This window comes from Baaleninema sp., from assembly GCF_049974805.1.
Classification (GTDB): domain Bacteria; phylum Cyanobacteriota; class Cyanobacteriia; order Cyanobacteriales; family Geitlerinemataceae; genus Baaleninema.
The window spans coordinates 15,959-35,438 of the sequence record NZ_JBNGCO010000020.1 but is presented as its reverse complement, the minus strand read 5'-3'; the positions used below and the strand labels follow the sequence as shown (position 1 = coordinate 35,438).

Here is a 19,480-nt window from a genome sequence, read left to right as displayed (position 1 = left end):
TGACAACCCTTACTATCCATCGTTGCCAATGAATACCAGAGGGGTTTATCTCCCTAGGCGTTTTCCCCATTGCAGAGGAGGTTTCGGTATGCCCTACCGTACCTGAGAATCCGCGAAAAAATTGGTTCTCTGTACTTGTTGCTTAGAGCTTTTACCTGCCCGAGCCTTCCCGAACAGAACCCACTAACTCTAGTTTTCAAGGTTCAGTTGCCTCGATTAGAGGCTCGGTTTTTAAACGGGTTGAATACCGCTCCAGTTTCTCCCTTATAGCAGAGTCGCCCTGAAAGGGCGAGGCTTTAGACCCAAAATTTCTGGTAATATTTTGCCATCAGTGCGTTCGGCATCCGTTCTTTTCCGGCACGCGATCGCGTCAAAGGTGCCATAATCACGCGGTTTTTCAGCGATAAGTCTCCCAAGTTGAAGGGAGAGAGTAAGTGTGGGGAAAGAGTCGAAGTCATTGGGTTTGAAATTGAGGGTTAATCAGTCGAGTGAATCAGCGATCGAAATATTGGCAGCGATCGCCAAAACTGAGGGCAGTATGCCAGATAGAACGCCCTGAAAACACCTATCTTCGGAAAGATTGCCAAAGGATCGATCGCGCTACACTCGAGAAAAAGATCGATCGAGGGACGATATCATGTCAGCTAACGCGACACCGCCTCAACTCCCTCTAGCTGAGAGGTTGGAAGATTGGCATCCGACGCCACCGACGGAGATGAACCGGGATTTTCGCGGACCGGACTTTTTCGTAGTGTTAAACGTAGACGGAACGCGATCGCGCCAGGGTTGGGTCATTTGGGAAGAAGACGGACGCTATCCCGATGTCATCGTCGAGTTGATGTCCCCTTCCACAGCGAAGGTCGATCGGACTGATAAAAAACAGTTGTACGCGCAAACTTTTCACACGCGCAACTATTTTGTTTACGATCCCTTCGACGAGAATTCTCTCGAAGGTTGGCAACTGGACAAACAGTTTAACTACCAACCTCTCGAACCGCAAGAAAACGGTTGGTTGTGGTGCGAAACCCTGGGATTTTGGTTGGGAACCTGGCAGGGGACGATCGAGCGAGAAACCGCTATTTGGTTGCGGTTTTACGACAGAGACGGAAACCTAGTTCCGCTTCCCGAAGAAGCAGCGCAACAAGAGGCTGAAGCGGCACAGCAACAAGCGGAAGCGGAACGCCAACGCGCCGAACGCTTAGCGGCACGATTGCGGGAATTGGGAGAAGATCCCGATAGTTTTTAAGTGGATGGGATTTCGCTATACGAGTCAATACTTATCAAAAATGTTGTAGCGCGGAGATTTTCTCGGCGCTACAATTTTTTAGGCGATTTGGGGTGGAAATATGTTCGATAAATTTAAGTTACCCTCGGCAAAAATGGGGACTTCAACGGTTTCGTTTGGTAAAAAGATTAGAGTGTGACAATATTCAAATTTTCCCGTTGGAATTTGACAGAGTTGCGTATAGGTTTCGAGTCGATCGTCGATTAAATTAAAAATCCAGAAATTCTCGATTCCCGCTTCGGCGTAAAGTGTAAGTTTGACATCGCGATCGAACCCTAACGAAGAATCTGCAATTTCGATAACCAGGAAAATATCTTCCGGCTGCGGATGAGTTGTGAGATAGTTATCCTATCGAATTATCGCAATAACAAAATCCGGTTCCGGTTCGCTAAAATTGGGAAGTTCGATAGGAGCTTGACAGCGAATTTTCGCTTTTACTTGGAGAAGACTAGCTAACTCTTCTAGTAAATTCATACAACAGACAGCATGGCGTTTTCCTTGGGTGCATCTCAAAAATTTAAATTTATCAGATCGGAGTCTCTACACTTAATTTAGCTGTTGTTGGGTTTCGCTATCGCTCCACCCAACCTACCGCAAACTCTGTTGGGTTTCGTTCCTCAAGCCAACTTACAATTTTAACTTAAAACAGAAACTCTAGACTCGATCTGTACTTTTATATTTTAGCAAAAATAGATTTAGTCATGATAACTTCAAAATTAACCGATTTCCTATTTCAGGAACGAGCGAGAATTTAAATTGGATTACAGCAATATTTAAATCGAGCAATTTTTCAGATATTTAAGAATATTAAAAATACGTTAATTTTTGTTTGAGTGTCGTGGCACTTTCCGAGCGCTCGATAAGTACAAATACTCGCCCAAGCCCCCAAACCCAGAGATTAATCTAAAGAAAATCTGTAGACCCTGACAGGGCGATCGGGGATCGAGAAAAGGAGTTTTAAGATAGAAAACAACAGGCAAATTGCCTCGGAGTCGCGACCTCCGCCAGCGAAACCGCCCTATGGAGGAAACCCCATGACCCACGCCGAACCGTTTTCAATTCCCGAACGCGCACTCGATCGCGATTGCACCACCCTCTCCCGCCACGTCCTCCAGCAGCTTCAAAGCTTCTCCGCCGAAGCCCAGGACCTCAGCGCCTTGATGAACCGCATCGCCTTAGCCGGGAAACTGACCGCCCGCCGTCTCAGCCGTGCGGGACTCATGGAGGGAGTTCTCGGGTTCGCCGGAAAAGAAAACGTCCAAGGGGAATCCGTCAAAAAGATGGATGTCTACGCCAACGAGGTGTTTATCTCCGTCTTCAAACAAAGCGGCTTAGTCTGTCGCCTCGCCTCCGAGGAAATGGAAAAGCCCTACTACATCCCAGAAAACTGCCCCATCGGACGCTACACCCTCGTCTACGACCCCATCGACGGTTCCTCGAACATCGACGCCAACCTCAATGTCGGCTCGATTTTCGCCATCCGCCAACAAGAAGGCACCGACGAAAACGGCGAAGCCTTGGACTTACTGCAATCGGGGCGCAAACAACTGGCGGCGGGTTACATACTTTACGGACCGAGTACCGTTCTCGTCTATTCCATCGGAAACGGCGTTCACGCCTTCACCCTAGACCCCAGCCTCGGAGAATTCATTCTCTGGCAAGAGAACGTCCGAGTTCCCAGCCACGGGGCAGTCTACAGCGTCAACGAAGGCAACTTCTGGCAGTGGGACGACTCCTTTCGCGACTATATCCGCTACGTTCACCGTCACGAAGGCTATACCGGACGCTACAGCGGCGCACTCGTCGGCGACTTCCACCGCATCCTCTTACAAGGCGGCGTGTTCCTCTACCCCGGAACCGAGAAGAAACCCGAAGGAAAACTGCGTCTGCTGTACGAATCCGCGCCCTTAGCCTATCTCATCGAACAAGCAGGGGGACGGGCGAGTACGGGAACCCAAAACATCCTCGATGTAGTTCCCGAGAAACTCCACCAACGGACGCCCCTCATTATCGGCAGTACCGAAGACGTTGCCCTCGTCGAATCCTTCATCCAAGAAGGTACGCGCCGAGAACAGGACAAAGTTTTGACTTAACAGACAGATGGAGTGAGGTGAGGTAATGATGAGATGAGGTGACGATCTCGAACTCGTTACCGACTTCGGTTTTAGCCTGGGTTCGCTCCTTCTCACTTTGGTTTGTCAAGTTGGTTAGTCCAGTTGGTTAATCTAGTTGGTTAATCTATTTGATTAGTCCAGTTCAAGTTTGTAGACCCCACATCGATTCAAATTATGACCACGACGAAAAATCCACTCTTCGAGCTGCAAAAATACGGTCAAAGCGTTTGGATGGACAATTTGTCCCGCGACACGATCGAATCCGGCGAACTCGAAACCCTGATTCAAGAACGCGCCGTGCGCGGGATTACCTCGAACCCGGCAATTTTTGAAAAAGCCATCGCCGGAAACCAAATTTACGATGCAGACATCACCGAAGGCGTCAAAGCCGGAAAATCGGTTCTCGAAATTTACGAATCCCTGGTGTTTGACGATATTCGCAACGCCTGCGACGTTCTCAAACCCGTCTACGAAGCCAGCCACGGCGTCGATGGTTACGTCAGCATCGAAGTGCCGCCCACCATCGCCCGCGATACCGAAAGTACCATCGCCGAAGCCCGTCGGTACTTCCAGACGATCGATCGTCCCAACGTGATGATTAAAATCCCCGGAACCCCCGAAGGCTTACCCGCCGTCGAACAGGCGATTTCCGAAGGGATTAACGTCAACGTCACCCTGCTGTTTTCCATCGATGCCTACGTCAACAGCTTCTGGGCTTACATCAAAGGCTTAGAAACCCGCGCCGCCAAAGGCGAAGACATCTCCAACATCTCCTCCGTCGCCAGCTTCTTCCTCAGCCGCATCGACAGCAACATCGACGGACAACTCGACGCCCAACTTGCCGAAACCGACGATCCCCAAAAACAAGAACGATTAGAATCCCTCAAAGGCAAAGTTGCCATCGCCAACGCCAAACTCGCCTATCAGGAGTACAACAAAATCGTCGCCAGCGATCGCTGGAAAGCCCTCGCCGCCAAAGGCGCCAAAGTCCAGCGCCTGCTGTGGGCCAGCACCAGCACCAAAAACCCCACCTACAGCGATGTCATGTACGTTGACGAACTCGTTGGCGCCAACACCGTCAACACCTTACCGCCCAACACCATCGAAGCCTGCGCGGACCACTGCCACGTTAGCAACCGCATCGAAACCCACATCGACGACGCCCAAAAGGTTATCGACAGCTTACCCGAAGTGGGAATCGACCTCGATGCGGTGATGGACGAACTCCTCGAAGAAGGAATCGATAAATTCGTCAAACCCTTCGAGTCCCTGATGTCCTCCCTCGAGGAAAAAGTCAAGCAACTCGCGTTAGTCTAATTCCACAAAGGGAGTAGGGGAGATGACCGGATGATGTGATGACCGGATGATGTGATGACCGGATGATGTGATGACGTGGTAACAGTTGGTTAACCTGACTTCGGACAAGATTTTTCCGCCGCGTCACACACCCGACCTCTCCTCATCCCCTTACCTCCTCACCTCTGGCTGCGGGCGGTGCGTGACGCGGTAACAGTTGGTTAACCTGACTTCGGACAAGATTTTTCCGCCGCGTCACACACCCGACCTCTCCTCATCCCCTCACCTCATCATCCCCTCACCTCATCAACTTCTCCATAAACTCTTACAAACTGTTTTATGATTGCCATTCAAGAAAATCCGCTTCGCGTCGGACTGCAACAAGATCGCATCCCCGAACCGCAAATTCTCGTGATTTTCGGGGCCTCGGGAGATCTCACCCAGCGGAAACTGGTTCCAGCGATCTATCAAATGAACCTCGAACGTCGGCTTCCGCCAGAACTGACGATTGTGGGGGTGTCCCGTCGCGAGTGGAGTCACGATTACTTTCGCGAACACTGTCGCCAAGGGATTGAAGAGTTCGGCGGCGGACTGCAATCGGAAGATATCTGGAACAGTTTCGCCAAAGGACTGTTTTACTGTCCCGGTAATATCGACAGTTTTGAAAGCTATCAAAAGCTCAAAGCCTTTTTAAGCGAACTGGACGAGGAACGGGGAACTCGGGGAAATCGGGTGTTTTACCTGTCCGTCGCGCCTCGGTTCTTCGGCGAAGCGACGCAGCAACTCGGAGAAGCGGGAATGCTGGCCGATCCTCGAAAACAGCGTCTCGTCATCGAAAAACCCTTCGGGCGCGATTTGGCGTCGGCGCAAGCCCTCAACCAAGTGGTACAAAGCGTTTGCGATGAAAAACAGGTGTATCGCATCGACCACTATTTAGGCAAGGAAACAGTCCAAAACCTGTTGGTGTTTCGCTTCGCTAACGCCATTTTCGAGCCGTTGTGGAACCGCCAGTATATCGACCACGTACAGATTACCGTGGCCGAAAAGGTGGGTTTGGAAGGACGCGCCGGGTATTACGAAACTTCTGGGGCGTTGCGGGATATGGTGCAAAACCACCTGATGCAACTGTTCAGTTTGACGGCGATGGAACCGCCAAACTCTCTCGACGCCGACAGTATCCGCAACGAGAAGGTGAAGGTGGTGCAGGCGACGCGGTTGGCGGATTTGGAGAATTTGGAAAATGCGGCGGTTCGCGGACAGTATACGTCGGGATGGGTGAATGGAAAGCAGGTTCCCGGCTATCGCGATGAGGAGGGGGCGGACGAGAATTCGACGACGCCGACTTATGCGGCGTTGAAGCTGTCGATCGATAATTGGCGGTGGAAAGGGGTTCCGTTTTATTTGCGAACGGGAAAACGGATGCCTAAGAAAGTGACTGAAGTGGCGATTCAGTTTAAAGAGGTTCCGTATTTGATGTTCCAGTCGGCGGCGAGACAGGCGAATCCCAACGTTTTGGCGATGCGGATTCAGCCGAACGAGGGCATTAGTATGCGGTTTGAGGTGAAGACGCCGGGAAATTCGTTGAGAACGCGATCGGTGAATATGGATTTCCGCTACGATGCGGCGTTTGGTAAGCCGAATACGGATGCTTACAGCCGCTTGTTGATTGACTGTATGTTGGGGGATCAGACGTTGTTTACCCGCAGCGACGAAGTGGAAGCCTCTTGGCGGGTTCTGACGCCAGTTTTGGAAGTTTGGGACGCGCCTGCGCCACCGGATGCGATTCCGCTGTACGAGGCGGGAACTTGGGAACCGGTCGAAGCGGAACTGTTACTGAATCGGGACGGACGCCGTTGGCGTCGGTTGTAGCGATCGCCCCTCGAATCGAAATTGCCAAAATGATGTTGACGCTCGGCGATCGATCTGACGCCGCCAGGTACAGTGTAGATTGAGAATTTTATGAATACGCCACTCGTTGCTTTACAGAAACCGAAAGACGTTTCCATTGCGGAAATCGAAGCCGAACTGAGTAAAATTTGGCTCGGTCAAACTAGCGGACAGGGCGCACCCTTAGCCAGTCGCGCCTCGACCTTTAGTATGGTCGTGTACGAACCGGAGGAGTTCCAGCAGTTGTTGGCGGCACTGGGGTTTTATGAGGGTTCGATCGACGGCATTCACGGAGACCAAACGCGACAGTCGATTGAAGCCGCCCAGAAAGCCTACGATCTCGATATTACCGGCCACGTTAACCCCAAAACCCTGGAAAAACTACGGCAGGAGTTCGATCGCCTTCCCCCCGAGAAACGCCAAATCGACAACCTCGACGCCCGAGGCTTTCAAGTCAGCGAAGCGATCGCCGGACAGAATCCCTGTCGTATTATCACCCTCTGTCCGAAAATCGGCGAAGAAGATACCGGCGTCACAGCCCAAGTCTCCGCCTACTGTCCGGTTCAGCGCAAAAGTTCCCACCTGATTTGTTGCGAATATCTGACCCTGCGCGGGACGAAAGACGCCTTAAACCGCGTCGGGGAAATGGTGTCTTCGTTAATGGTTCCCGACTTACCGAAATTCGTCTGGTGGAAAGCAACGCCAAACCCGGAACAGGAATTATTCCAACAACTGGCGAAACAGAGTCACTGCATTATCGTCGATTCGGGATATTTTAGCGACCCGGAATCGGAACTGTTAAAAATGCAGGAACTCATCGAAGAGGAAATTTACATCGCCGATTTGAACTGGCATCGGCTTTCGGCGTGGCAGGAACTCACCGCCGCCGCTTTCGACCCTCCAGAACGCCGGGATTCTCTCAAGGAAATTGACAAAATCGCTATCGATTACGAGAAAGGAAACGATTCCCAAGCTTTGATGTTTTTAGGCTGGTTTGCCAGTCGTTTGGGTTGGAAACCGCTGTCTTATTCTTCCTCTTCTGAAAGTGGCGCTTACGACATTACGCGGGTGTCGTTTGAAGGGGAGTGCGATCGCGAAATTCATGCCGAACTAGCAGGGGTTCCGGTGGGAGATGTGGGCGAAATTCCCGGCGATTTGATGGGATTGCGTCTCACCTCGTCGAATCCTCACGCGGATTGTTGCACGATTCTCTGTTCGGAAACTACTGGATGTATGCGGATGGAAGCTGGGGGAAGCGCCCAATCTTGTCGCACGGAACAGGTGACGTCCCTTTCCGATCAGAAAGCGGAATTGTTGATGGCGCAGCAGCTTCAACGCTGGGGACGAGATGTTTTGTATGAGGAAAGTTTGGCGGTCACCGCTCAAATTTTGAAGCTGCGGTAGATGTTGCGTACAGTGTCAAGCGGATCGATCCGCTTGACACTTCTTCGCGAAAAAAGATATAATAATAAATTATTTATTTTTTATGACTTTCACAAAAATACCATGTCGCGTCCGTCTCCTCAGCGTCTCATGGAACTCTATAATGAAATGCAAATTCTTTTAGATAGAGAAGAAAAACTTCGGCGCGAAACTGAAAGTCTGCTTCGAGATGCACAAAAAAATATCGATCCTAGAGCAGAGTTTAACAAGTGGTTGAGGTCGAAAGAAGGTCAAGCCTGGAAAAGAAAACAGTATGAATACCAAAACAAAAAGTGTGCTTATTGTCAAGAGGATTTAAGATTTCAAGATGCAGTAGTACATCACGTAATCCCTCTTCAAAAAATGGGGCGCAAAGCTAACAGTCCTGAGAACTTTAAGTTATTGCATCAAAGCTGCAATCTGACGATCGGAACTCGAGTGATAAAATTTGATTAAAATTCCATCATGTCTAGAAAAACGGATTTAATTAAACAAATTGCTCGAGAAATTGGATGGACGCAAACTGATATCCAAAGAGCCATTAGATATTGTGAATGCAAGGGCAATAGTAAAGAAGAGATAATCGCCTGCTGTATAAAATACTCAGGGTCGGAGTTAAAACGAAGAAATCGTATTATTGGGAACCTTAAAGGAAAAAACAAAAAACAACAAGACACGATCGAACTGCTCGTCGATAGAGTATCTCAATTAAAAGATTTTTACTCTCATGGTTTTGATGTTTTGAAAGCAACAATTAGAGAGCAAGCCAATTACATAGATGAGTTATTACGAGATATAAAAGACAAAGATTATACAGGAGGTTCATCATGAGTGGTTATCCATACTCAACGGTTACCAGACTACAATTAAAGCTCTATGGATTATCGGATTATCAGATTCGTAAAATCCTGAAAAACATAAAAGCTGTCAAATCGGATTCTAGATTTAAAGAGTATCCGACCGAAAAGGTAACAGCATCAATCCAAAAACGGTTATACAATCCTAGAATTAAAGAACATACTCGAGTCGATCTAGAACGAGCTTTATTGTTTATTGAGGGCGGCTCAAATATTGTCAAAGTGGATTTCCTCCAAAATCTTTCTCCAGAGCAAAGGCTTGAATTTCTGTATAGCCAAATAGAACAGCTTTCAGAAGAGGAAAAACAAGTTCGTCAAGAAACTGAATTAGTGATTCAGAAAGCCCGCCAAGTCGTCGGATATCGTAGTTGATTCAAATCAGAATCGATCGATATTCAATGATTATTGTCAAAATTCCGGGTCTTCTGGATTCAGGTCGAGAGCGATCGTCAATTCCTGATGGATTTTCTTCTTCCCATTCAGGGGTCATCTCAACATTCCAAAAACCTCGCTCCGTTTACTCTGTCCCTGTCGGGAAAGCATGGCAATGGCAACTATGCAACAATAAACGAGATGCCATTTCAGACCATCTATTTACCGTCAAGCATAACGCCATGCTACTGCAAGACCGAGATCGATCGAAACTCGACAGCAACGACGACGCCATCTTTTACGAAATCCCGCGTTTCGTCACCCACATCGACGAAAACTTCATCCAACAACTGAGCGATCTCTACCGAGAACGCCTCCAACCCAACAGTCGAATTCTGGACATGATGAGCAGTTGGGTGTCCCACCTTCCCGAAGAGATGACGTTCGATCGCGTCGAAGGACAGGGGATGAACGAAGCAGAACTGTCGCAAAACCCTCAACTCGACGCCTACTTCGTCCAAAACCTCAACCACGATCCCAAATTCCCCCACCCCGACAACCACTTCGACGCCGTTCTCAACGCCGTCTCCGTCCAATACTTACAGGAGAGGGAGCAAAGCTCACGTCTTTTAAGCGTGGGACGAACGCGTTGAAGCTTTTAAGCTTCGATGCTAAAATCCGGATTGAGGTACAGGTAGCTAACCTCACAAAAAACCTGGCACCGAAAAGTGAGAACCTTGAAAACTGAAGTTTGGCGGTTCCGCGCGGAAAATAGCTCGTGTGGGTAAAAACTTCAAGCGTCAAGCACGGAGACTCAAATTTTTGGCACTCCACTGTACGGTAGGGCATACCGGAACAGGCATCCTCCCAACCCCCCTTTCAAAGGGGGGTTGGGAGGATGCAAACGCTTGGGGAGATATTGGCCTCTGGGCATTTGGCTTCCGAGACAAATGTGTAAGCCAGATCGTTGAGCCAAGAATCCCACGAATAGAATTCGTGGGAGTGTCAACAAAAAGCCATCCAAGCATGGCGAGACGGAAGCGAAGCCAGTCGCGTCGAACTCGTCAAACGCTACTTTCAAAGCGTCCCCGGCTTCGCCGAACCGGAAGTCATCGCCCGTCCCTCCGCCGTTCCCCCCATCCTGCAAATGATGGGTATTCCCGGCGGCGATCCCTTTTATGCCGTTATTGGAACCAAAGAGCGATGAGGTGATGATGAGGTGATGAGGTGATGGGGTGATGAAATGGGGCAGTACGCTTGTTTCAGGGATCTGCACGCCACACCGATAAAAACGCACCCTTGTATGTCGTGACAACCCAGAAACAGTTAACTGTTCCCTGTTAAAACGGTTGCCATTCCACAGAAAAGTAGATTTCCTGACGCTCGAAGACATCGCGGTTGTCCCGTTCCTCTACGTCGATCAGGGGGATACCCCAATCGATTTTGGCAGAAAGCCGTTCCGCCAGGTCGAACTGTAAACCCACGCCGACGGAAACTAAAGTGGTGGGATCGGGGGACGCTTCGTCGAGGTTCCAAACGTTCCCGAAATCGAGGAAAGGTCGGATTTCAAGTCGATCGTCGCCGTTGCTGGCCGTCCACACAGGAAAGCGCAATTCCGCCGAGGCAAAGATACCGTTGTCGGCTAAAAGCAGGTCTTGGCTGTAGCCGCGAACGCTGAAATTTCCCCCCAAACCGAAGCGTTCCAGGGCAACCAGAGAGGTGGTGGAAAGCTGTACGTCCGATCGCAACAGTAAAGACACGCCGCTGTCGGACAGTAGCCGCAAATACTGAGCCTGACCCCGCCACGCGAGAAATCGACTGTCTGGGGCGATGCCGTTAACTGTTGCGTCGAAGAGCGGCAAGCCCCAGCTAAACTGAGAGCGAGCGGCGAAGACTTGGTCTGGCCCCCGTTCGGTCCATTCTTGGAAAAACCGCAAAATGGACAGTCGGGTTTCTCCGTCTTCGTTGGCGCCGTTGGAGAGGGGAAATCCTTCTCCGAGGAGTTCCGTATCGCTTTCGCGGCGAGAGAAGGTCAGCCCCAGGGCTAATTCTTGGCTGGGATTGAGGATGACCGGTTGGCGATAGGTAAGTTCGTAGTCTCGGGAATCGGCGGTGATGTCGAGTTCGTCGAAGGGGTCTTCGATGATTTCGCTTCCCGTGATGCGGAAGTAGGCGCCGATGGTGCCGTTGCGGGGGTTGATGGGAACGGTGTAAGAGGCTTCAAACTCGTCGCTGCCTTCTGTGCGACTGTAGGAGAGTTCGATGGCGTCGCCGAGGCCGAACAGGTTGCCTTCTCGCAGTTCTACGGTGCCGCGATAGGCGCCGACGGTGGGCGATCGACCGTTATCGATTCGCAACAGGGGACGGAAGGTTTTCGCTTCGCTAATTTCGACTTCGAGTAGGTTAAAGCCGGGACGCGACCCCGCCGAGAGTTCGGCCGAGAGGTTTTGAATCAGGGGGTCGAGTTGTAAAAGCTGTAAGGCTTCGAGAAGGTCGTTGACGTTGAGGGGGGCGTCGGTAGCCAGTTCCAGGCGCGATCGCACGTAACCGGGGTTGAGGCGACGATCGCCCGTGACTACGATATCTTCGAGGGCGCCTTCCACCACTCGAATCTCGACAATGCCGTTTTCGATGGTTTGAGGCGGTAATAACGCCCCGGAAGTGATGTAGCCGTTATCGATGTACAGTTGCGTCACCGCCGATCGCGCTTGCAGGAGTTGCGCGAAGGAGATTTCTTCCCCCGTAAATTCTTGGAGAATGTCGTTAAAGTCTTCTGGAGAAAAGACCGTACTTCCTTCGACGCGATACCCTCGCACTTCGATCGTGCCTTCGATCGACTCTAGCCCTTCGTCTATCGGAGTGCCGTCTCGCGGTCGGAGCAGTTCTTCCGGCGGCGGAAGTTGTTGGGGGATTTCGGGTTCGGGAAGTGGCGGTTCTTGAGGATCGGGTCGCAGTTGAGGCTCTTGGGTGTCAGAGCGTTGGGGCAAGTTGGGGATGTTCGATGGCACTTGCGCGATCGAACCCTCTTTTGCCTCGATCGATTTCGTCGTCGAAAGCGATTTCGCCAGTTGTGCGTTCGCCGAGGTTGCCACACTCATGCAGCCAGAAGCGATCGAGCTGACGATTAATAGGTAACGACCGATATTCAACCACCCAAATCTCCAAAACAGACCGAGTGAAGGTCGATCGATTAAACTCATGGCCGAACGTTTCAGGAAGTTGCACCCCAGTTTGGCACAAAATTTTCTTCTCTGAGAGTAATTCGAGAAAAATTGCAACTTTCAGTATAAATTCGGAGAGAATTTACCCGTTTACTACGGAGAAGTTTTACGTATTGACCACTTAGTATCGAAGCGATCGATTCAGGCGATCGCCGACACCGCCACAGAGAAGTCAACGGCCTCCGGCCGCCCCCTCCCGACCCGCGATCGACCCGACAAAAAAATTCAGATTTAGACGCAAAACTTAACACAAACCCAGTCGTAACCCCCCTCGCGGGTATCCGACCTCTGGTAGACTTTAGCTGATGCCGCGAGCGTGCCACCCGCCCGACCGGTGCGGCAACCGGGGTAAGCGTCCGGAATCTGAAGTCCGACAGTCACGCCCGAGACGCGCGTTGCGGCGATCCGTCGAACACAAGGTTGGCAGTCGAGACTATCGAGAGTACGAGTCGATCGACCTGCGTCGATCGTAGGATACTTTTGGCCAGTCGCGAACCTCGAACGGGAAAAGACTCGATGCCGAGTCGCGAGAGCGGCTCGCTCGATCGCCCTAGACAGACCCCAAAGCGCGACCTGTTTTCGGAAGCGATCGAGACGCGCCGACAGAAATCGGGAGTCACTGAGCTACCCCACACTACCCCCACCGGGTTGGTGCTGGGACTTGTCACCACTCGCATCGTTCGTTCGCGGGCTTCGCAACGGAGTTTCATCGCAGGAACGAAAAGTCACCATTTGGGAGGATCGAATCCGTGGAAAGTACCCTGGGTTTAGAAATTATTGAAGTCGTCGAACAGGCGGCTATAGCATCGTCTCGCTGGATGGGTAAAGGCGAAAAAAACACCGCCGACCAAGTTGCAGTCGAAGCGATGCGCGAACGCATGAATAAAATTCACATGCGCGGTCGCATCGTCATCGGGGAAGGAGAACGGGACGACGCGCCCATGCTCTATATTGGCGAAGAAGTGGGTATCTGCACCCAAGACCACGCCAAAGACGTTTGCAACCCCGACGAACTCGTCGAAATCGACATCGCCGTCGATCCCTGTGAAGGAACCAACCTCGTCGCCTACGGACAAAACGGTTCCATGGCGGTGCTGGCCATTGCCGAAAAAGGCGGACTCTTCGCTGCCCCCGACTTCTACATGAAGAAACTGGCAGCCCCCGCCGTCGCGAAAAACCACGTCGATATTCGCAAAACCCCCACCGAAAACTTAAAAATTCTCGCCGACTGCATGAATCGGACGGTGGAAGAATTGGTGGTGGTCGTGATGGACCGTCCCCGCCACAAAGAACTGATTCAAGAAATCCGTAATGCCGGGGCGCGGGTGCGTCTGATTAGCGACGGCGACGTTTCGGCGGCGCTCTCTTGTGCCTTCTCCGGCACCAACGTTCACGCGCTGATGGGGATTGGAGCCGCTCCCGAAGGGGTGATTTCCGCCGCCGCGATGCGCTGCTTGGGCGGCCACTTCCAAGGACAGCTCATCTACGATCCCGAAGTGGTCAAAACCGGCCTCATCGGAGAAAGCAAAGAAGGCAACCTCGAGCGCCTCAAGAGCATGGGCATCGACGATCCCGATAAAGTCTACGAAGCCGAAGAACTGGCTTCGGGCGAAACCGTCCTGTTCGCCGCTTGCGGGATTACCCCCGGTACCCTCATGGAAGGGGTACGTTTCTTCCACGGCGGCGCTCGCACGCAATCTTTGGTGATTTCGAGCCAAAGCAAAACCGCTCGCTTTGTCGATACGGTTCATATGTTCGACGAGCCGAAATACCTGCAACTGAAATAAATCCCGTTTTTGATGTCCGTTCGTTACTTCTACTGATATCTGCCAGATAAATATCTGTAAGATAAATATCTATAAGATAGATAGAGAAGTAGCGAACGGTTTTCCGTTTCCGTTTTCTTTCTTTTGACCTGCAAACCTGCATCTCCGATCTGACTGAAAGCCGCCGCCCGACGGACTCGGTATCTCGGATGTCCTCCATTTCGGGTGTTCGCTCTCTGTGAAGAGACCGTCAAGATACCGGGGTTCTGGCGACAGAGGTTGTTGAGATGCACTCACCTGCCAAAACCCAAATTAACAACTAAACCTTAACAAAATTATGAATATTGCTGTTGTTGGGTTAAGTCACAAAACAACGCCAGTTGAAATCCGCGAAAAGCTGAGCATTCCCGAACCTCAAATCGAAAGTGCGATCGCGCAACTGTGCAGCTATCCCAATATCGAAGAAGTTGCCGTTCTCAGCACTTGCAACCGACTCGAAATCTATTTCATCGCCAAAGATACCGAGCCGGGAGTTCGCGAAGTCAGCCAGTTTCTCGCCGATCGCAGTCATATCTACCTGCCCCAACTGCGCCCCTATCTGTTCGTTCTCTTGCACCAAGATGCTGTGATGCACTTGATGCGAGTCAGCGCCGGATTGGAAAGCTTGGTTCTCGGGGAAGGTCAAATCCTGGCTCAAGTGAAAACCACCCACAAACTGGGTCAGAAATACAAAGGCGTCGGCCGCGTCCTCAACCAACTCTTCAAACAGGCCATCGGTGCCGGAAAACGAGTCCGCACGGAAACCAGCATCGGAACCGGAGCGGTGTCGATTTCCTCGGCAGCGGTGGAACTGGCTCAGATGAAAGTCTCCGACTTGGCGACGCAGCGGCTCTGCATCGTCGGGGCGGGTAAAATGGCGCGGTTGTTGGTGCAACACGCGATCGCCAAAGGTGCTGGCCAACTCACCATTGTCAACCGTTCCACCCACCGGGCCCGGGACTTAGCCGACAAATTCCCCGATGTGGATATTGCCGTGCGTCCCCTCTCGGAGATGATGTCCGCTGTAGAAGAGGCGGATATGGTCTTCACCAGCACCGGCGCCACGGAACCGATTCTCCACCGCGACAATTTGCAACCTGTGGCTCGCGAGGGCTTGATGTTGTTCGATATTTCGGTTCCCCGGAACGTCCACACCAATGTTAGCGAAATTGACGGCGTGCGCTGCTTTAACGTGGACGACTTGAAAGCGGTGGTGGCGCAAAACCAAGAAAGTCGCCGTCAAATGGCGATGGAAGCCGAAGGACTCCTCGAAGAGCAGGTGGCCGATTTTGAAAATTGGTGGCGTTCTCTGGAAACCGTTCCCACCATCAGCAGCCTGCGCCGCAAGGTGGAAACCATTCGAGAACAGGAGTTAGAAAAAGCCCTGTCTCGGTTGGGAACGGAATTCGCCGAAAAACATCAAGAAGTCATCGAAGCCCTGACTCGGGGTATCGTGAATAAAATTCTGCACGATCCGATGGTGCAATTGCGGGCGCAGCAGGATATCGAAGCTCGCCGTCGCGCCATGCAAACGCTTCATACGCTGTTCGATTTAGAGATGGAGGAAGAAGCCGCTCGCGGTTAGTCGATCGGTTTTGAGAGCTATCTCACTTCGGGGCGGTGCTGAACTCAGCATCGCCCCTATTGTTTGTCGTTGTTTTAATCGTTTCCTCCTCTTCCCATCTCCCTGTCATCACTTCAGTAGCGCACTCTCGGATCGAGCCAACCGTAGAGTAAATCGGCAATTAAGTTAAAGGCAACGATTAAAATGGCGTAAATAAAGGTAATCGCCATGATGACGGGGGTATCGTTGCGGTAAATGGACTCGATGAGTAAGGCGCCGATACCGGGAACCCGAAATACCTGTTCTGTGACTAACGCCCCCGCAAACACCGCCGGAATATCCAACGCCACCAGCGTCACCACGGGAATGAGGGCGTTTCGCAAAACGTGGCGTTTGACGACGGCAAAGGCTGACAAGCCCTTGGCGTAGGCGGTGCGAACGTACTGCTGGTTGAGTTGTTCGAGAATCGACGATCGCACGAAGCGCATCAACATCGCCGACTGGTACAACCCCAACACGGCGATCGGCATAATCGACTGTTTCACCTGGGCTACGAAACTGCTCCAATCGCGGACTTCTAGGGTGCTGTTGTAGATAAACGGGAACCAATCGAGGCGGACGCTGAAGAGCAAAATAAATAGCAATCCTGTAAAAAACGGCGGCAAGGAAAACCAGAGAAACGCGAATACCGTCACGGCTCGATCGAACGCCGTATGGCGTTTTAACGCCGAAATCGTCCCCAACGGCACCGCCAACAATACTGCGAAAACATAGCCCAACCCCACCACCGACAGGGTTGTGGGAAGTCGTTCGGCGATCGCCTGACGGACGGGGGCGCGACTGGTGAACGAATACCCCATATCCCCTTGAAAAAACGCCAGCACCCATTTTACGTAGCGCAGGTGAGGGGGTTGGTCGAGACCGAGCGATCGACGAATATTTTCGCGAACTTCTGCGGTAATGGCGGGATTCGTTGCAAATTCCCCCATCGGATCTCCGGGTGCTAGGGTCAAAATCGTGAAGATAACAATACTGATGGCTATCAGCGTCGGCAGCGAAAATAACAGTCGCTGCAGTAAATATCGGGTCATTTTACGTGAAATTTGAAAACTTGACGCACGAGGGCATTTTTCGCTAGTTTGTCCGAAACGACTCGCCTTCTCCGAAAGTCTTTTGGCAGACGTTCTCTTGACTTCAACGATTGTACCTTAGCTTCAAAATTCAAGTTTTCTTAACATCTCGCCCGTCCTCAAACGCCTGCTGTGGTAACTCAGCAGTCAATTTTTTGGCTCGGTTTATCTTACTCTAACTTTTAATGTTTCCCTTCCCCAGGAGAGCGCAGGTTCAACAGCGTGCGTCACGGGCTACCCTTTTTCAAGGAGATGATGTCAAAGGAGGTGATTCTCGATCGATAGCCGATTCTGACGCCCATAACTTGGGTGACGCTATTCTATTTTGAGGCGGCTTACCCTTGTGACTTCAACGGACAAGTTCTATCCCTAAGTCTTGCTCCTATACTGTAAACCTTCAATTTTCGAGCGATTCATGACCCCCACCAAAGTTAGCGAACGTCGAGACACTTTCAAACGCCGAATTCAGCCGCTTCTCACTCAGATTTACGGAGAAGAAACCGCGCGATCGCTAGTCGATCGCCTGTACGATCTCGTCCGCGAAGACATCGCCGAATTCGTAGACGAGGACTTGGGAAAATGGAGTCAAAAAAATATTCTGCTCATCACCTACGGCGATAGCTTAAAACGCCAAGGCGAAAAACCCCTCGTCACCCTAGAACGCTTCCTCACAGAATATCTCAGCGATACCATTACCGGCGTTCACATTCTGCCCTTTTTTCCCTACAGTTCCGACGATGGCTTTGCCGTTATCGACTATCTCAAAGTCAATCCAGAATTGGGAGATTGGAACGACATTAAAACCATCGCCGAACACTTTAACTTGATGGTGGATTTAGTCATCAATCACGTTTCGAGTCAAAGTCGCTGGTTTGAAGAATTCAAACGAGGAGAAAAACCGGGGCGGGACTATTTCATCACCGTCGATCCCGACACAGATTTATCGAACGTCGTTCGTCCCCGCAGCAGTCCGCTATTAGTTCCCGTGGAAACTACTGAAGGAGAAAAATACGTTTGGGCGACGTTTAGCGAAGACCAAATCGACGTAAACTTCGCCAATCCCGATGTTTTAATCGAGTTCGTTAAAATCCTGCTGTTTTATGTTCGTATCGGTGCGAAGTATGTTCGTCTCGATGCTATCGGCTATTTATGGAAGTCGATCGAAACCTCCTGCATTCATTTACCGCAAACTCACGCGGTCATTAAAGTATTACGAGAAATCTTACAATTTGTCGATCCAGAAGTGGCGTTGATTACCGAAACCAACGTTCCCAACCGCGAAAACCTCAGCTACTTCGGCAACCGCAACGAAGCCCACACGATCTATAACTTTAGCTTACCGCCGTTGCTGCTGAACGCGCTGTTACAGGGCAAATCCGACCACCTGAAAACCTGGATGATGAGTATGCCGCCGGCCCCCCTCGGCTGCGCCTATTTGAACTTTACCGCCTCCCACGACGGTATCGGCTTGCGTCCGACGGAAGGCTTGCTGACAGAGGACGAGTACGAGGCGCTCATCGCGACGATGAAACGCTTCGGCGGCGAAATCAGCATGAGGCGGCGCCCCGACGGCACGGAAAGCCCTTACGAAATCAATATTTCCCTATTCGATGCCTTGAAGGGAACCGTCAAGGGCGAAGACCACTGGCAAATTCAGCGGTTCCTCTGCGCCCAGACGATTATGATGTCCGTCGAAGGAATTCCAGCGTTTTATATTCACAGCTTGCTGGCGACACCCAACGACAAAGAAAACGTCAAACGCACCGGACGCAAGCGATCGATCAACCGCCACCAGTGGGATTACGACGAACTGCTCGATCGCTTGGAACACCCAGACACGCCCCAGTCGATCGTGTTGCAGGAACTGCGCCGCTTGTTAGCCATTCGTCGCCGCCAAAGCGCCTTTCACCCCAACGCCACCCAGTACACTTTACATTTGAAAAGAGCGTTATTCGGCTTTTGGCGTCAGAGCATCCATCGCGATCAGAGTATTTTTTCCATTCACAACCTCAGCGATCGCGTGCAGAAACTTCACCTCTCAGAAATCAACCTGGTCTGTACCGATCCCTGGTGCGATTTGATTAGCGGCCGAATTATCAGCGATATCTACGACACCCTAACCCTCGAACCCTACCAGTCCGTTTGGCTTACCAACAAATTCGACGAGGAAGACGCCATCGGCGATGCCAATGGGTAAACTGCCCGGCGCTCGACCGACACGGCGAGCGCCGGACCTATCGATCCCCGAGTCCCTCACCCGTTAAAGGGTTGCCCGTCTAGAGAGAGGAGATGCTTGTTCACAAACAAGCCCCCAAGTTGCTGCCGTTGTTAGCATAGCCACTGGAAACATACCCCCGCAGCGGCGAGACAATTTCGACCCAACTGCGTCCTTCGTCTCCCACAACGGGGGTCAGGGGCAGCGTAACGAAAATTTCCTCGTTGACGCTCACGCCGCCGACAACCGCCGAGTCCGTACTGGGGGCGCTGCGAACCACGAGACCTTCTTCGACCAAAACGCGGCGGCAGG

General features: G+C 51.5%; 16 protein-coding genes and 2 pseudogenes. 12 read left to right on the top strand and 6 right to left on the bottom strand.

The features are described 5' to 3' along the window. Window positions 1–296 precede the first annotated feature (296 nt). On the bottom strand, window positions 297–458 hold the full coding sequence (locus tag ACP5D4_RS06135; protein WP_428010748.1) for a hypothetical protein: 162 nt from the start codon (window positions 456–458) through the stop codon (window positions 297–299). A gap of 179 nt (window positions 459–637) precedes the next feature. Here ACP5D4_RS06135 and ACP5D4_RS06130 point away from each other — a divergent pair, with 179 nt between their 5' ends. After that, the gene (locus ACP5D4_RS06130) at window positions 638–1,246 is read left to right on the top strand and encodes a Uma2 family endonuclease (RefSeq protein ID WP_428010747.1); all 609 of its coding nucleotides are present in this window, start codon (window positions 638–640) and stop codon (window positions 1,244–1,246) included. A 78-nt stretch (window positions 1,247–1,324) separates the two neighbouring features. Here ACP5D4_RS06130 and ACP5D4_RS06125 read toward each other — a convergent pair. Both ACP5D4_RS06125 and ACP5D4_RS06120 read right to left on the bottom strand, forming a co-directional pair. Then, a pseudogene (locus ACP5D4_RS06125) lies at window positions 1,325–1,606 on the bottom strand (Uma2 family endonuclease); the annotation flags it as partial. Between the two features lie 27 nt (window positions 1,607–1,633). Further along, window positions 1,634–1,759: a hypothetical protein gene (locus ACP5D4_RS06120; RefSeq protein WP_428010746.1), complete on the bottom strand. Its 126-nt coding sequence runs from the start codon at window positions 1,757–1,759 to the stop codon at window positions 1,634–1,636. A gap of 560 nt (window positions 1,760–2,319) precedes the next feature. Here ACP5D4_RS06120 and fbp point away from each other — a divergent pair. From fbp to ACP5D4_RS06080, 8 genes and pseudogenes are all read left to right on the top strand, one after another. Then, window positions 2,320–3,378: a class 1 fructose-bisphosphatase gene (gene fbp / locus ACP5D4_RS06115; protein WP_428010745.1), complete on the top strand. Its 1,059-nt coding sequence runs from the start codon at window positions 2,320–2,322 to the stop codon at window positions 3,376–3,378. A gap of 195 nt (window positions 3,379–3,573) precedes the next feature. Continuing rightward, complete coding sequence (gene tal / locus ACP5D4_RS06110; protein ID WP_428010744.1) at window positions 3,574–4,716, top strand: transaldolase; 1,143 nt, start codon at window positions 3,574–3,576, stop codon at window positions 4,714–4,716. 318 nt (window positions 4,717–5,034) lie between these two features. Further along, window positions 5,035–6,564 (top strand): glucose-6-phosphate dehydrogenase, encoded by a 1,530-nt coding sequence (zwf, locus tag ACP5D4_RS06105; protein WP_428010743.1) that lies wholly within the window; start codon window positions 5,035–5,037, stop codon window positions 6,562–6,564. 90 nt (window positions 6,565–6,654) lie between these two features. After that, a complete protein-coding gene (opcA, locus tag ACP5D4_RS06100) occupies window positions 6,655–7,986 on the top strand; it encodes a glucose-6-phosphate dehydrogenase assembly protein OpcA (protein ID WP_428010742.1) in 1,332 nt (443 codons plus the stop codon). Window positions 7,987–8,019: 33 nt separating this feature from the next. Next, the gene (locus ACP5D4_RS06095; protein WP_428010741.1) at window positions 8,020–8,460 is read left to right on the top strand and encodes an HNH endonuclease; all 441 of its coding nucleotides are present in this window, start codon (window positions 8,020–8,022) and stop codon (window positions 8,458–8,460) included. 9 nt (window positions 8,461–8,469) lie between these two features. After that, on the top strand, window positions 8,470–8,835 hold the full coding sequence (locus tag ACP5D4_RS06090) for a hypothetical protein (protein ID WP_428010740.1): 366 nt from the start codon (window positions 8,470–8,472) through the stop codon (window positions 8,833–8,835). Next, the gene (locus tag ACP5D4_RS06085; RefSeq protein ID WP_428010739.1) at window positions 8,832–9,233 is read left to right on the top strand and encodes a hypothetical protein; all 402 of its coding nucleotides are present in this window, start codon (window positions 8,832–8,834) and stop codon (window positions 9,231–9,233) included. Before ACP5D4_RS06090 ends, ACP5D4_RS06085 begins: the two co-directional genes overlap by 4 nt. A gap of 242 nt (window positions 9,234–9,475) precedes the next feature. After that, a pseudogene (locus tag ACP5D4_RS06080) lies at window positions 9,476–9,847 on the top strand (SAM-dependent methyltransferase); the annotation flags it as partial. 726 nt (window positions 9,848–10,573) lie between these two features. Here the strand turns inward: ACP5D4_RS06080 and ACP5D4_RS06075 are convergent. Then, window positions 10,574–12,331, bottom strand: coding sequence for a ShlB/FhaC/HecB family hemolysin secretion/activation protein (locus tag ACP5D4_RS06075; protein WP_428010738.1), 1,758 nt, complete (start codon window positions 12,329–12,331; stop codon window positions 10,574–10,576). Window positions 12,332–13,203: 872 nt separating this feature from the next. Here ACP5D4_RS06075 and glpX point away from each other — a divergent pair. Continuing rightward, window positions 13,204–14,241: a class II fructose-bisphosphatase gene (gene glpX, locus ACP5D4_RS06070; RefSeq protein ID WP_428010737.1), complete on the top strand. Its 1,038-nt coding sequence runs from the start codon at window positions 13,204–13,206 to the stop codon at window positions 14,239–14,241. Window positions 14,242–14,557: 316 nt separating this feature from the next. Next, window positions 14,558–15,844: a glutamyl-tRNA reductase gene (locus ACP5D4_RS06065; protein ID WP_428010736.1), complete on the top strand. Its 1,287-nt coding sequence runs from the start codon at window positions 14,558–14,560 to the stop codon at window positions 15,842–15,844. A 113-nt stretch (window positions 15,845–15,957) separates the two neighbouring features. Here ACP5D4_RS06065 and ACP5D4_RS06060 read toward each other — a convergent pair whose 3' ends face one another. Next, window positions 15,958–16,914, bottom strand: a complete 957-nt coding sequence (locus ACP5D4_RS06060) for an ABC transporter permease (RefSeq protein ID WP_428010735.1) — start codon at window positions 16,912–16,914, stop codon at window positions 15,958–15,960. 454 nt (window positions 16,915–17,368) lie between these two features. On the opposite strand from ACP5D4_RS06060, the gene ACP5D4_RS06055 reads away from it, so the two are divergent. Then, on the top strand, window positions 17,369–19,150 hold the full coding sequence (locus ACP5D4_RS06055; RefSeq protein ID WP_428010734.1) for a sugar phosphorylase: 1,782 nt from the start codon (window positions 17,369–17,371) through the stop codon (window positions 19,148–19,150). Between the two features lie 100 nt (window positions 19,151–19,250). On the opposite strand, the gene ACP5D4_RS06050 is transcribed toward ACP5D4_RS06055, so the two are convergent. After that, on the bottom strand, window positions 19,251–19,480 hold a 230-nt coding region (locus ACP5D4_RS06050), incomplete at its 5' end, for an SH3 domain-containing protein (RefSeq protein WP_428010733.1).